This window comes from Chryseobacterium sp. S90 (genome assembly GCF_047444895.1).
Classification (GTDB): Bacteria; Bacteroidota; Bacteroidia; order Flavobacteriales; family Weeksellaceae; genus Chryseobacterium.
Genome location: NZ_JBLGCX010000005.1, coordinates 239,438 through 254,334 on the forward strand (window position 1 = coordinate 239,438; position 14,897 = coordinate 254,334).

The following is a 14,897-nucleotide window of genomic DNA, read 5'->3' on the forward strand; positions in this document are numbered from 1 at the left end:
CAGAATTTTTAATGTCCGATAAAGTCGATTGTTTCCATAATTGAAAATTGTTTTTAATGTATTTAAGTGTATAATGATGGTGTAAGGTGTGTTAATTTTACTAACAGTGTTAATTGATAAGCAAAAAATGATCACTTTTAACAACTGAATGATATGAATTGCTCCATAAATGATTTCATTTTTAATCAGGAAAAACTGAATAATTTAACTTAATTCGGTGTTAAATTTCCTAACGGTGTTAATTTTAAATTCAAAAAAAATTTACAAAGACTTAATAAAAGCCGAAACAGTTTCGTCCAATGTCGTCTTGTTCATTGTGGAAGGAATATCAGCAGTACGCATCATCATGATAGAGATCATTCCGTGAACGGCAGAAAACAGAGCGTGAGACATATGACAGGCATTGTCCGGATTGGATCCGTTTTTCTTGATAATCTCATAGGTACATTCATAGATCAGTTCCTGGAATGATGAGAATTCTTTTTTCATCTGCCCTTTTCCACAGCATTGCATTCCAAGACCAAACATAAGCTGGTAATATTCCTTGTTTTTAAAAGCAAAGTTCCAGTAGGCATCCACAATCGCAACAAGCTGCTCTTCCGGAGTGTCATGTTTCTGCTGAGCTTTTAATAATTCTATGTGTAGCTTATGAAAGCCATCTAAAGAAATTTCAAATAGAATAGCTTCTTTATTTTCAAAATAATCATATACTACAGGTGCACTATACTCAATAGCATCAGCTATCTTACGCATAGAAAGTGAACCCCAGCCTTCAGTTTTAGCCAAAGTAAAAGCAGCCTGCAAAATATTTGCACGGATGGATTCTTTTTCTCGTTGACGGCGTTCATGTAGACCCATGATATTTATTTACTAACAGCGTTAGCAAAACTACAAACTTTTTAATATAACTTCCAAAGGATATTATGAGTTTTATAGATTTGCCGGCTATTTAAAGAAAAATATATCAAAGGCTGGAAGCTTGAAGAATGGGAGCTGGAAGTTGTTTCGCGTTAAAAAAACACTATTAATAGAATTTGACTATAACTATTTTTTAGAGGCAAATATCTTCCTTCCTCTACAAAAATAAAATGTCTGTTTCAGAACTCAGCTCAATTAATAAAAGAAATATCTATCTTTGCCGGTAAAGAAAAAAGGATATGAATACTCCATCAAATATGCTGGCATTAGGAACAAAGGCACCGTTTTTTGAACTTCCTAACCCGTCAAAAACGAATGAACTTCAGTCTTTAGAGGAACTGAAAGGAGAAAATGGTACTTTGGTGATCTTTATGTGCAACCACTGTCCGTTTGTTCTTCATGTGATTGATAAGATCAACGAATTATATGAAGATTATAACGAGCGAGGAATAGAATTTATCGCTATCAATGCTAATGATATTGAGAAATATCCGGCAGATTCTCCTGAGAAAATGATAGAATTTCAGATTGAAAGAAATTTTGATTTCCCTTATTTATTTGATGAAAGTCAGGCAGTAGCTAAAGCTTACGATGCGGCTTGTACACCGGATTTTTATTTCTTTGATGATAAGCTGGATCTTGTGTACAGAGGTCAGATGGATGATTCAAGACCGGGAAACAATAAAGATGTTACAGGTGAAGATCTTATTATTGCTTTTGAAAATCTTTTGGCTGGAGAAGCTCAGGAAGAAATTCAAAGACCAAGCATGGGATGTAATATTAAATGGAAATAATTGCTGGTTTGCTGGTTATTTAGTTACTAGTTTTTACTCATTATAATAATATAGAGCTGCTCTTTTTAGAGTGGCTTTTTTATTGATCACAATATAGCTCATTTATTATTCACACAGTTTGTCACTCCGTAGGAGTCTTGGCACAACTGATCTTTTATTGCAAGTACCTGCAAAATTTTCATAAGTAAGTCTGGATTCCTACGGAATGGACAAACACAGAGTTTAGTGTAACCATGCGAATTGTCACTCCGTAGGAGTCTCAGCATAGCATGTCTTGTCTTTTTTGATTGTAAACCTTTTCAAAATTTATGTAAATCGGTCTGGATTCCTACGGAATGGACAAATACAACGTTTAGTATAACCATTCGAATTGTCACTCCGTAGGAGTCTCGGCACAACTGATCTTTTTATTGTAAGTGCCTGCAAAATTTCCATAAGCAAGTCTGGATTCCTACGGAATGGACAAACACAGCGTTTAGTGTAACCATGCGAATTGTCACTCCGTAGGAGTCTCGGCACAACTGATCTTTTTATTGTAAGTGCCTGCAAAATTTCCATAAGTAAGTCTGGATTCCTACGGAATGGACAAACACAGCGTTTAGTGTAACCATGCGAATTGTCACTCCGTAGGAGTCTCAGCATAGCATGTCTTGTCTTTTTTGATTGTAAACCTTTCAAAATTTATGTAAATCGGTCTGGATTGCTACGGAATGAACAAACACAGCGTTTATTGTAACCACGCGAATTGTTACTCCGTAGGAGTCTCAGCATAGCATGTCTTGTCTTTTTTGATTGTAAACCTTTTCAAAATTTACGTAAATCAGTCTGGATTCCTACGGAATGACAAATACGAAAGCATTGTCTATTCATTCACTCTGTCACTCGTAGGAACCTCAGCGTAGTTTCTCTATTAAAAGCTTGCCTTGGTTTTACTCTCATTCTCAACCTTCAAATCTACATTCACGTTATTATGAGAATAATTCCTAATAAACTCTGAAGGAGTCTTCCCGGTGTATTTCTTAAACATTCTATTAAAGTATGTTACATTATTAAAACCGCATTGGTAGCTGCATTCCGAAATAGATCTGTCCTGTGCCATCAGCAGACATGCCTTATTAATTCGATATCTATTGACAAACTCTGTAAACGTAATCTGAGTCGCTTTTTTAAAGAAATTACAGAAAGCCGGCAAAGTGAGATTGGCCAGTTTTGCTACTTCTTCAATTTCGATTTCCTTGTCATAATGATGTTCTACATACGTGAAGATATTTTCAAGGCGGGTTTTATTTTTAGAAATAATAGTGTAGGGCATGATTTCTTTGTTCAGAAGATCATAATCTTCACATTTTGAAAGTTCAAAAAGAATCTCAAGCAGCAGCAAATACCTTTTGTAACCTTCCGATTCCAGCATAAGTTTCAATTTGGGAAGCATCACTTTTTTTACTTTATGATGAAAATGAATTCCATATTTTGAAAGTTCCAGAAGGTTTTTAATAGATCTGGCTTCTACCTCCTGTTGGGGAAACTGCAGAATTTCTTCCTTGAACTGAAGTACAATTTCTTCATGCGGATCAATCGAGTTTAATCCAAATCCGGAATGAGGAATATTAGACCCGATTAATACCAGATCGCCATTCGTATAATTACTTTTATGATAGCCAACGTGGCGGGTTCCGTTCCCGGAAATGACACATACCAGCTCAATTTCGGGATGGTAATGATACTCCCATTTGAATTCTGAAATAGGGGAGTTGTTATGAATCGTGCGGAACGAGCTCTTTTCATTAGGAATTACCCTTTCAAAAGTAACTTTCATTTAATTAATCATATTTAATTACTAAAAATACTAATTATATTAATATAGTTCAAATATTGATTTACTGTGTTAAATTATCGTTAACACAAATGCTTCTATCTTAGCCGACAAGAAATAACCTGAATGAAAAATATTAACATCAAGGCCGTTTTATTTTTAAATTATTTTGTCTTTGCCATTCTTCTGAATTCTGTAGGCACAGTGATCCTGCAGGTACAGCAGAATTTTGGGATTTCAAAGTCTTCGGCCAGTGTTTTGGAAGGTTTCAAAGATCTTCCCATTGCCATATGTTCATTCATTCTGGCTTCATTTCTTCCCAAAATAGGAATTAAAAAATCAATGTTGATTGCTTTATTGCTGGTAAGCTGTATGTGTTTTGTAATGCCGTTTACCAATAGCTTTTGGGTTTTTAAATTATTATTTGCTACGGTAGGAGTTTCCTTTGCTTTAATTAAAATTTCGGTTTTTACTTCTATTGGATTGGTAACGGAAACAGACAAGGAACATTCCAGCTTTATGGGATTTCTTGAAGGTTTTTTCATGATTGGAGTTCTTGCAGGAAATGTATTGTTCAGTTTATATATTGATGATCATAATCCGGAATCTACGCGTTGGCTAAATGTATACTGGGTTTTGGGAGGGCTTTCCACTTTATCTTTTTTATTCCTGTTCTTTTCAAAATTAAATGAGCAGGAAGCAAAAAGTGAGAAAACAGATTTATTGGGAGATTTAAGAAATAGTGCAAGCTTATTCAGCTATAAAAAAGTGCTGTTCTTTTTATTATGCGCTTTCCTTTTTGTACTGGTAGAGCAGAGCTTTCAAACATGGACGCCTACTTTTTATAAGGAAATTTTAAAAGTACCTACTTCAATGAGTATTCAGGCGGGAGCTGTTTTAGCAGGAGCTTTTGCTTTAGGAAGATTTTTGTCGGGATTCTTCTCTAAGAAATTCAACTGGATCTATGTAGTTTCTTTTTGTGTGATAGGTTTTGCTATCAGCTTACTGTTAGTTTTACCATTGACCCACAATATTCATATTGATACAAATACAAGCTGGCTGAATGCTCCTTTGGTAGTTTATTTATTTCCTTTGATGGGTGGTTTGCTGGCCCCAATTTATCCAAGCATTAATTCTGTGATTCTGGCATCTATCCCGAAATATTTACACAGTGCCATGTCAGGATTGATTGTTGTTTTCTCAGCAATCGGAGGAACTATAGGTTCTATCATTACCGGTTTTGTGTTTCAGGAGTTCAGCGGTCAGCAGGCATTTTATCTGTCTTTGATTCCGCTTTCATTACTGATCACTTCGGCAGTTTTCATGAATAAATTAAAAATTAATCCTAAAAAATAACAATGAGTAATCAGCTTTACATAAACGAAATTCAAAGTCTGTTTGATGAGGTGCAGAGATCTGAAATTTTTGAAGATCAGAAAATGATGACGGATGCAGTTCCTCTTTTCCCTATTGCAAAGATTAATGAAGATTATGAAAAATCAAAAAATACAGAAGGTTTTGATCTGAAAGATTTTGTGATGACCCATTTTGACTTTTTAGGGGCCAGAGTTTCGGTGCAGAGAGAAGATCATCTTCCTATCAAAGAACATATTGAAAAATTATGGGATGAATTGACGCGTATAGCCGATAAAGAAAAGGGAACCCTTTTAAAATTACCAAAACCTTATATTGTTCCGGGAGGTCGTTTTAATGAGTTTTTCTATTGGGACAGCTATTTTATTATGTTGGGATTAAAAGTTTCCGGCAGAATAGAAATGATGGAAAACATTATTGAAAACTGTTCTTACCTGATTCAAAATGTAGGATTTGTCCCGAATGCCAGCAGAACTCATTTTCTGAGCAGATCACAGCCTCCTTATTTTTCATTAATGCTGGATCTTCTTTTTGAAACAACGCATGACGAAGAAGTTTATACAAAATACCATGATACTTTAGAAAAAGAATATGCTTTCTGGATGAATGGTGAAGAATGGCTGGAAAATAATTCCAGTGTAAAAAGAGTGGTTAAAACAATAGACGGAGATATTCTGAACCGCTATTACGATGCAGAAAATGCACCACGTCCCGAAAGTTATCTGATTGATATTGAGGATTATGAAAAAACTTCGGGAGATGAATTTTACAGAAATATAAGAAGCGCCTGTGAATCAGGCTGGGATTTTTCCAGCAGATGGTTTGCAGACGGAGAAAATATACAGACGATAGAAACGCTGAACTTAGCACAGGTTGATCTGAACTGCCTTTTATGGCATTTGGAAATGACTTTGGCAAAATCTTCAGCGCATCAGAATCTGAGTGAAAAAGAAAATTATTTTTCAGAAAGAGCAGCAAGCCGAAGACAGATGATCCATAAATATTTCTGGGATGGAAATACTAACAATTATAAAGATTATCACACTAAAAAAAACACAAAAACACCGTCTGAACATATTGCTGCTCTTTACCCTTTATTCCTGGGAATGGCAGATCAGGAACAGGCAGAGGCGGTTGCAAAAGCTATAGCTGAAAAATTTCTTTATAAAGGTGGATTGGTCACCACCACTAAAAACTCAGGACAGCAGTGGGATCTTCCCAATGCATGGGCTCCTTATCAGTGGCTGGGCTTTAAAGCAATGAAAAATTATGGCTTTGATGAACTGGCAGAACAAATTAAAAATAACTGGTGTTCCAATGTAGAAAGAGTCTACAAAAACACCGGAAAACTAATGGAAAAATACAATGCATTAGACACAGAAACAATAGCAGGCGGTGGGGAATACCCTAATCAGGATGGATTCGGTTGGACCAATGGAGTGTATTTACAATTACAACAAAACTGAAACTAACAATAAAAATAAGGCTATGAAAAAAAAATCAATCTTTTTAATCGCCGCAACAGCTACGTTATATTTTAATAATGCTTATGCCCAGGAAACTCCGCAGGATTCTGCAAAAATTTCCTCTATCGATCAGATTGTCATCACAGGAAATTCAAATCCGAAGAAAAAAATAGAATCCAGTACAGCGATTTCCACATTCAGTTCCAAAGAAATCCAGAAGCAGAACCCCATTAGTGCCGCTGCTTTATTGCAAAGAGTTCCCGGATTTGCGGTGGAAACTTCAGGAGGTGAAGTAGGAAATAACCTTTTTGCAAGAGGAATTCCTTCCGCAGGAGCTTACGAGTTTGTGCAGGTACAGGAAGATGGTCTTCCGGTTTTTGAAGACGGAGCCCTTCAGTTTGCCAATGCGGATAACTTTTTTCGTGTAGATAATTCGGTAAACCGTATGGAAGCTTTAAGAGGTGGCTCGGGATCCATTTTTGCAACCAATTCTCCCGGCGGGTTGATCAACTTTATCACCAGAGAAGGAACCAATGATTTCAGAGGTACGGCAAAATTGGAGACAAGTACATATGGATTGATGCGTACTGACGTGAATGTGGGTGGAGCTTTGGTTCAGGATAAATTGTTTTTTAATGTAGGAGGTTTTTACAGGACAGATGACGGGATCAGAAAAACAGGCTTCAAAGCTAATAATGGAGGACAAATCAGGATGAATCTGAAATACGTCTTTGATAAAGGCTACGTAAAAGTGTATTACAAAAAACTGGATGACAGAAATACATTCTTCCTTCCTATCCCTTTAGTACAAAACGGTAACAAGCTGAAAGGATTCCAGAATTTTGATCCTAATTACGGAACATATAGTTACAGAGCAATCAGCCAGCTGAATATCCCACAGGCAGGAGGCGGATTTTTCAACAGAAATCTTGAAGACGGAATTCATCCGAAAGTAGATGTACTGGGAGCTGAGTTTAAATATGATCTTGGAAATAATTTCAGCGTTTTAAACAAGACCAGATACACCAATATCAACATGAATTATACAGGGATTTTCCCTGCAGGAGGTCCACAAACGATGGCAGAATATGCTAAAAGTAACGGAATTGCCGGCAACAATTATCAGTATTCATTGGTGAGCAATGGAGCTGTAGTTAATCCTGAATATGTACAGAAACTGGGATTCTGGGCCATTGACAAGCAGATGAATAACTTCGTTAATGATCTTCAGTTCAATTATAAATTTGATAAGGGAAATGTTACTGCAGGTTTTTATAAATCCAACTGGAAATCCCGTCAATACTGGAATTGGAGTAATATCCTGACTACTGCTACAGACAGACCGGAATTATTGAATCTGGTAGATACTTCTTTAAGCCCTTCAGATGTTGGATATTCCAAAACATATAACGGAGTTGCCAATATGACATTTTTGCAGAGAGATACTCAGACTCAGGGAAGCTTGAATGATCTTTATGTAAACCTTGATTATAATATTACCGATGCTTTAAGTGTAAATGGAGGCCTTCGCTACAGCCATGATTATTATAAAGGAAATTTTGCCAATACAACCTCTTCCAATTTAAATAATTCAGGGTTAACAACGGATGGGACTCATGGTTTCGATACTACAACTGCTGATGATAATATGAGCGTTTTAGGAAACAAATACACATACTGGAATTATAATGTTGATAAAGTATCTTTCACGGTTGCGGCTAATTATAAAATCAACAGAGAGAATGCAGTGTATGCGCGTTTTTCTAACGGCTTCAGATCTCCGAATGAAGAAGCATATTACAATTATTTCTCCAATCCGAACCCTGATAAACCTTTAAAATCTGTAACAACCAATCAGTTGGAAGTAGGATATAAATATTACTCGCGTACTTTTGATATAGCAGTGATTCCGTTCTATTCTACCTTGAAGAACCTTTCATTTACAGATGTTTTCTCTGATGGTACATCCGAAAATACATTCGCCAATACAGAAAACTATGGAGTTGAATTGGAAGGTTTCGCCCGTTTATTCAACAATACTTTAGAAGTAACATTCAACGGGACCATTCAGAGTCCAAAATATAAAAACCTTGAGGCCGGAAGCGTTCTTGAAGGAAATGTAGTAAGAAGAATGCCTAAATTTTTCTTTAATATCTCACCGGCATTCAATATTACAAAATCATGGAGAGCATATGCAAGCATGAATTACTATGGAAAACGTTTCCAGGATGAGAAGAATATGCAGACATTACCTTCATTCACCGAATTTGGAGCAGGAATGTCTTACCAACTAGGAAAAATACGTTTTGCCGTGGACGGAACCAATATCTTTAATACAATCGGAATCACAGAAGGTGACCCAAGAGCAGGTTCTCCAAACGGAGACGGAATCATTATGGCCAGACCTATTATGGGAGCTGCAGCCAGAGCTTCAATCACTTTGGATTTCTAAATTCTATTTCTTTATAACAGCAAAACCGTCAGAATTTCTGACGGTTTTGTAATTTTTATGTTCACTTACATTATGCATTAAGTATCAGAGCTAAATTTGAATTCAGACACTTGCAGAGTTCTCAAACCCTCAAACCCTCAGACCTTCCAACTCTGAAACTCTTTTACTTTAAAAACGGATTATACTGCTTCTCAAAACCAATCGAAGTAGGATTTCCATGTCCTGAGAAAACCTGAGTATCATTATCTAAAACGAAAAGCTTTGATTTAATACCATCAATCAGCTGTTCATAATTCCCTTTATATAAATCTGTTCTTCCGATACTGCCTTCAAAAAGAACATCTCCTGAGATCATGAATTTCTGATTTTCGTGATGATAAACAACACTTCCCGGAGAATGTCCCGGAACATGATAAATTTTAAATTTTTCACCATCCAGATCCAGTTCATCTCCTTCCTTAATATATTCTACATCTACTTTTACAGGATCTATCTGCATTCCGAATCTCATTCCGCTTGCCTGAAGCATATCCAGAACCTCCTGATCTTCCTGATGCATTACTACAGGTACTTTGAACGTATCAAAAGCCCATTGAAGCCCCAATACATGATCAATATGTGCGTGAGTCAAAAGAATTTTCTGAATTTTCAGTCCGTTTTCTGAAATGAAACTCTCAATAGCCTGAGTTTCCTGCCCTTTCATATTTCCCGGATCAATTAACCATGCATTTTTATTCCCGTTATAAATGATGTAAGTGTTTTCGCTCGCAAAGTTGAATACGAAACCTTGAATCTGAAGCATATCTGAATATTTTTTATTCAAAAATACGATATTATTAAGAAAATGGCTATTTTTCGTTATCTTCGTCATAATGAAAACTTTGCGAATACTCTTACTTACTTTGGGCGGACTGGTTTTTGGACAAAATATCCAAAGTGTTCAGCTGTTCAATCCTCAGACCAATGATGAAACCCCGGTAATCAGGATTGGTGAACAATTAGTTCTGGGCTTTGATGATCTTACCAACGGCAGCCAGATCTATAGATACACATTCAAACATTATGACAGAAACTGGAACGATGATAATCTGTTTTTTACAGAATTTGCTACCGGAAGTATGAACGCGCTTCTGGATCAGTTTCAGTATTCTTTCAATACCTTGCAGGCTTATACGCATTATAAACTTGTTTTTCCGAATGATAAAATCCAGTTGAAAATTTCCGGGAATTATGAACTGATTGTTTACAAAGATTCTGCGGATCAGCCTCTTTTCAAAAAAAGATTTTACCTGGTAGAAGATGCAACAGCTGTAGGGTTAAATATTTCAAGGTTTGCAGATGCTAAAAATCCCAATCTTAACCAGAGGGTAGAAGTGAATGTTACTCCGAAAGGAGGAGATATTTCCTCCAATGTCAATTCAATCACAATGAATGTGATGCAGAATAACAACCCGAATATGGTGATTTCTAATCTGAAGCCAAGCAGTGTTTTAGGAAATCAGGTGCTTTTCCAGCAGATGAATCTTACGTTTCCCGGAGACAATGAATTTTATTATTTCGATAATAAAAATATGAATATGGCGGCGGATATGGTGCGTGCAACCGAAATAAAAGATGATGTTAACCAGACCTATCTTCATCCGGTATGGGCATTTCCTTTAAATTATCAATATCAGCCGGATGTCAACGGAGCATGGTATTACAGAAGAAATGATTTAGGCAGAGAAAGAGATGCAGAAAGAGAAGCTGATTACTCATGGGTACATTTCTATCTGGAATCGGATCCTGTGGATAAAGAGATTTATGTTTTAGGAGGATTTAATAATTATAAGCCAACTAAAGAAAATCAAATGCAGTATGATGCTGCTACGAAGCAGTATGTGGCTAAAATATTCCTGAAGCAGGGTTTTTATAACTACGTTTTAGTAACCAAAGAAGGAAATGGAGCATTGAATTTTGGTGAGGTAAACGGTAATTTCTGGCAGACAGAAAACCTTTACCAGGCATTTCTTTATTATGCACCATTCGGAAGAAATTATGACGGGTTGATGGGTTATGGTGAATTCAGAACTCCAATAGCGAATAAACGGTAATGATTTGAGATCATTATTATTTTAAAATATTCTTATAAAATAGGACTGTCTTTTAAGATGGTCCTTATTTTTTATCCATTATTAAAAGAATTAAATCTTTCCGGGCTTTAATTATTACTAATTTATAAAATATAATGCACTGAATAGTGAAAAAAATAATTCACAAAATTTTGATTTTTGTTAAATATATTAATGTAAAATCTGTATTGCAGAAAAATTATCTTTAAATAATTTTCTTTGTTTTAAAATCATTATTGTGTTTTCTTTATTGATTTATAAAATCAATTGGGTTTTTGATACTTTAATTATTGTTTTATTGCGAAAAGTTTATACATTCGTCATCACAATCAACCAATATTATTATGAAAACGAAATTTATCTTAGTGGCAAGCGTTGCCGCCTGCTCTTTTGTTTTTGGGCAAAACACACCATCAAAATTAAATCCGGGTAAAAGTGGATTACATGCAGATTTTATGAGATTTGATAAAAATGCACCTGCATTTCAAGGGAGTCCTGTTTTATTTGATGAAACTTCACAGAGACTTTCTCCTGGACAAGCACTTAAACTGGGCTTGGAAAAAGATGCGCTGGGTTTTGAAACTCATAGATTCCAACAGACCGTTAATGATATTCCTGTAGAATACGGAATGATGGCGGTACAAACAAAAGGCGGTAAAATAGTAGGGCAATCAGGAAAATGGGTTCTTCAGCTTCCAAAAGGACTTGAGAAGAAAACCAATATTTCTGAAAGTATCGCTCTGCAGAGTGCTTTATCATTCGTTGGGGCAGAATCCTACAAATGGCAGAATAAAGAAGAGGAAGACTTTCTTAAAAAAGAATCCAATAATCCCAATGCAAGCTTTGCTCCTAAAGGTGAACTGGTATATTATTCAGATCCTACCGATGAAAAGCTGAATGATTTAACTTTAGCCTATAAATTTGATATTTACTCAGAAAAGCCATTAAGCAGACAATATGTTTTTGTAGATGCTAAAAATGGAAAAGTTTTGGGAACAGACGCTATTATCCACGAAGTGAATACTCCAGGAACAGCAACTACAGGATATAGCGGAAGCCGCAGTATTGTAGCTGATTCTTATAACGGAAGCTACAGATTAAGAGAGACCGGCAGAAATGCGGGTACAGCGGTAGAAACATACAATCTTAAAAAAGGTACTAGTTATTCTGCAGCAGTAGATTTTACAGATACAGATAATGTATGGAATAATGTAAATACCAACAAAGATCAATATGCTACAGACGCCCATTGGGGAGCAGAAATGACTGTTGATTATTTATATACAAAATTTGGAAGAAAGAGTATTGACAATAATAATTTTGCAATAAAATCTTATGTTCATTACTCTACCAATTATTTTAATGCATTTTGGGATGGCTCCAGAATGACCTATGGTGACGGAAGTTCTACAACTAACGGAGGGAAACCATTAACCGCTATTGATGTTTGTGGTCACGAAATTACCCACGGGATGACTTCCAAAACGGCAAACCTTGTGTATCAAAGAGAGCCGGGAGCATTAAATGAAGGTTTTTCTGATATTTTCGGAAATTCAATAGAACGTTGGGCAAGACCAACACAGGCAAGCTGGACATTAGGAGAAGATTTCAATTATGTCATCAGAGATATGTCTAACCCTAATGCTTACCGTCAGCCGGATACTTATAAAGGTACCTACTGGAAAGATGCTACAACTACAGGATGTGCAGTGCCGGGACAGACAACCAATGATTATTGCGGTGTTCATACCAATTCGGGAGTCCTTAACTTCTGGTACTATTTATTGGTAACAGGAGGTTCAGGTACCAATGATAACGGTTTTGCTTATAATGTTTCCGGAATCGGACTGGATAAAGCAGGTGCTATTGCTTACAGAACATTAACGACTTACCTGACTTCATCATCCAACTATGCGAACACAAGAACTTATTCTCTTCAGGCAGCAGCAGATCTATATGGAGCCGGAAGCAATGAAGTGACACAGGTTACTAATGCATGGAACGCAGTAGGTGTAGGAGGCGGAACTTCTGCGGCAGGACTTGTTGCAGCAACTTCAAATGTTTCAGCTTATACCATCAGCCCGAATCCTGCAACTGACAGATTCACTGTGAATTTTGAAGGTAAAGCCGGAAAAGGAATTGTAGAATTGGTAAGCCTTACAGGTAAGAAAGAGATTTCTGAAAAAGTTGAGATTACAGAAGGTGCCAATAAACTGAACATCCAGCTTCCTTCCAATATACTTCCTGGAGTATATATCGTAATGGTAAACGGACAGAAAGCAGGAAACCTGATTAAAAAATAAACACCAAATTTAATTTTAATATATTTAGCAAAATGGCCACAAGAATTACTTGTGGCCATTTGTATATTTTGAGTAAAGTGAATTACACCAGATAGAAATCATTCAGTTTTTCTTCACAAAGAATTTTTACAACATCAATCCATCGGTCTTCATCATTCAGACATGGAATGTAATGGAAATTTTCTCCCCCTCCGTGCATAAACTGCTCTTTTCCTTCTACAGAAATTTCTTCCAGGGTTTCAAGACAGTCAGAAACGAATGCAGGACACACTATGGCCAGATTTTTTATCCCTTTTTTACCAATAGTTTCCAACGTTTCGTCGGTATAAGGTTCAATCCATTTATCTTTTCCTAATCTTGACTGGAAAGAAACGATGGTTTTTTCTTTGGGTAAATTCAGTTTCTCAATAACACGCTGTGTGGTGTTATAGCATTGATGGCGATAACAGAACTGATGACTCGGATTATCGTCTCTGGAACAGCAGTCATTAAGATTGCAGGTCTTGGTAGGATCTGTTTTATAAATATGCCTTTCCGGAACTCCATGATAAGAAAACTGCAGGGCATCAAAATTTTCAGGAAGCTTCTCTTTAATACTTTCTGCCAGACAATTGATATAAATATCCCTGTTGTAAAAAGGCTGAATATAATTGATTTTTACTTTTGGAAACTTCTTTTTTCTTACTTCTTCTGCCTTTTCAATTACTGTTTCCGTAGTACTCATGGCATATTGAGGATATAAAGGGAAAAGAACGATCTCCGTGATTCCCTGATCTACCAGTTTCTGAATACCGGTTTCAATGCTGGGTTCGGCATATCTCATTCCTATTTCCACGGGAACATCTACCAGTTTCTGAAGTTTTTTCTGAATTTTTTCAGTGATGACAATCAGTGGTGAACCTTCATCTGTCCAAACCGTTTTATAGGCTTCAGCAGATTTGGCAGGTCTTGTTTTCAGGATGATTCCCTGTACAAGAAGAGCACGAAAGATCCAACGGTAATCGATTACTCTTTCATCCATCAAAAATTCATCAAGATATTCCTTTACGTCGTTTACAGAGGTTGATCTCGGTGATCCGAGGTTGACCAGTAAAATTCCTTTATTATTCAATATTCTAATTTTTAATTATGAAACAGACGTTGTAAAATCTGCTACTAATTTTGATACTTTAGCAAAGGTATTACTTTCCAGTAAGCCATTGCTGTCAAATTTGCCTTTTATCCCCTTTATTAATGCCTGATGTTTATCATCTGTTGTTGCTCCAAGAGTATTTAAAATCATCAATAACTCTTCATGGCCTTTTTCTCCACTGGCTGAAGCGGTAATCACTGCAACCGGCTTATCAGAAAAGATCGTTGTAGAAACACACCATTCCAGCATATTTTTTAATCTGCCGGGAATACTGAAAATATATTCAGGAGTGGAAAATATGACACCTGCTGAATTTTTAATATATTCTCTGATCTTCAGAACTTCATCCGGAATATTTTCATCCGTTATTGCAGTATCAAAATGGGGAAGAACAGCAAGATTATCATACATCAGAAAATCTGTATTTTCTATCTTTTCCAGTACCTGCTCCATCAGTTTCTGATTGCTGGAGTTTTCCGAAGCACTTCCAATAATAACGACAATTTTCTTTTGGGGAGGCATTTTAAAACTGAA

At 36.2% G+C, this 14,897-nt stretch carries 11 protein-coding genes; 6 read left to right on the forward strand and 5 right to left on the reverse strand.

Annotated elements, in window-relative coordinates; genetic code table 11:
• Positions 1-261: 261 nt before the first annotated feature.
• Positions 262-858 (reverse strand): TetR/AcrR family transcriptional regulator, encoded by a 597-nt coding sequence (locus ACLMCG_RS14950; RefSeq protein ID WP_034694942.1) that lies wholly within the window; start codon positions 856-858, stop codon positions 262-264.
• A gap of 299 nt (positions 859-1,157) precedes the next feature.
• On the opposite strand from ACLMCG_RS14950, the gene ACLMCG_RS14955 reads away from it, so the two are divergent.
• Positions 1,158-1,712: a thioredoxin family protein gene (locus tag ACLMCG_RS14955; protein ID WP_149833491.1), complete on the forward strand. Its 555-nt coding sequence runs from the start codon at positions 1,158-1,160 to the stop codon at positions 1,710-1,712.
• A 910-nt stretch (positions 1,713-2,622) separates the two neighbouring features.
• Here ACLMCG_RS14955 and ACLMCG_RS14960 read toward each other — a convergent pair.
• Positions 2,623-3,528, reverse strand: coding sequence for an AraC family transcriptional regulator (locus ACLMCG_RS14960; protein ID WP_413960056.1), 906 nt, complete (start codon positions 3,526-3,528; stop codon positions 2,623-2,625).
• A gap of 123 nt (positions 3,529-3,651) precedes the next feature.
• On the opposite strand from ACLMCG_RS14960, the gene ACLMCG_RS14965 reads away from it, so the two are divergent.
• From ACLMCG_RS14965 to ACLMCG_RS14975, 3 genes are read left to right on the forward strand one after another with little or no spacing between them, the layout of a single operon-like run.
• Positions 3,652-4,881 carry an MFS transporter gene (locus ACLMCG_RS14965; protein WP_413960055.1) on the forward strand — a complete coding sequence of 410 codons (1,230 nt, stop codon included), beginning with the start codon at positions 3,652-3,654 and terminating at the stop codon, positions 4,879-4,881.
• A 2-nt stretch (positions 4,882-4,883) separates the two neighbouring features.
• Positions 4,884-6,365, forward strand: a complete 1,482-nt coding sequence (locus tag ACLMCG_RS14970; RefSeq protein ID WP_413960054.1) for a trehalase family glycosidase — start codon at positions 4,884-4,886, stop codon at positions 6,363-6,365.
• A 22-nt stretch (positions 6,366-6,387) separates the two neighbouring features.
• Complete coding sequence (locus tag ACLMCG_RS14975) at positions 6,388-8,817, forward strand: TonB-dependent receptor (RefSeq protein WP_413960053.1); 2,430 nt, start codon at positions 6,388-6,390, stop codon at positions 8,815-8,817.
• Positions 8,818-8,980: 163 nt separating this feature from the next.
• On the opposite strand, the gene ACLMCG_RS14980 is transcribed toward ACLMCG_RS14975, so the two are convergent.
• Complete coding sequence (locus tag ACLMCG_RS14980; protein WP_413960197.1) at positions 8,981-9,619, reverse strand: MBL fold metallo-hydrolase; 639 nt, start codon at positions 9,617-9,619, stop codon at positions 8,981-8,983.
• 70 nt (positions 9,620-9,689) lie between these two features.
• Here ACLMCG_RS14980 and ACLMCG_RS14985 point away from each other — a divergent pair, with 70 nt between their 5' ends.
• On the forward strand, positions 9,690-10,910 hold the full coding sequence (locus ACLMCG_RS14985) for a DUF5103 domain-containing protein (RefSeq protein ID WP_413960052.1): 1,221 nt from the start codon (positions 9,690-9,692) through the stop codon (positions 10,908-10,910).
• A 362-nt stretch (positions 10,911-11,272) separates the two neighbouring features.
• Positions 11,273-13,231, forward strand: coding sequence for a M4 family metallopeptidase (locus tag ACLMCG_RS14990; RefSeq protein ID WP_413960051.1), 1,959 nt, complete (start codon positions 11,273-11,275; stop codon positions 13,229-13,231).
• Positions 13,232-13,313: 82 nt separating this feature from the next.
• Here ACLMCG_RS14990 and hemH read toward each other — a convergent pair whose 3' ends face one another.
• Both hemH and ACLMCG_RS15000 read right to left on the reverse strand, forming a co-directional pair.
• Entirely contained in the window at positions 13,314-14,342 is a 1,029-nt protein-coding gene (hemH, locus tag ACLMCG_RS14995) for a ferrochelatase (protein WP_309436081.1), read from the reverse strand.
• Between the two features lie 15 nt (positions 14,343-14,357).
• Positions 14,358-14,885 carry an NADPH-dependent FMN reductase gene (locus ACLMCG_RS15000; RefSeq protein ID WP_413960050.1) on the reverse strand — a complete coding sequence of 176 codons (528 nt, stop codon included), beginning with the start codon at positions 14,883-14,885 and terminating at the stop codon, positions 14,358-14,360.
• Positions 14,886-14,897 lie beyond the last annotated feature (12 nt).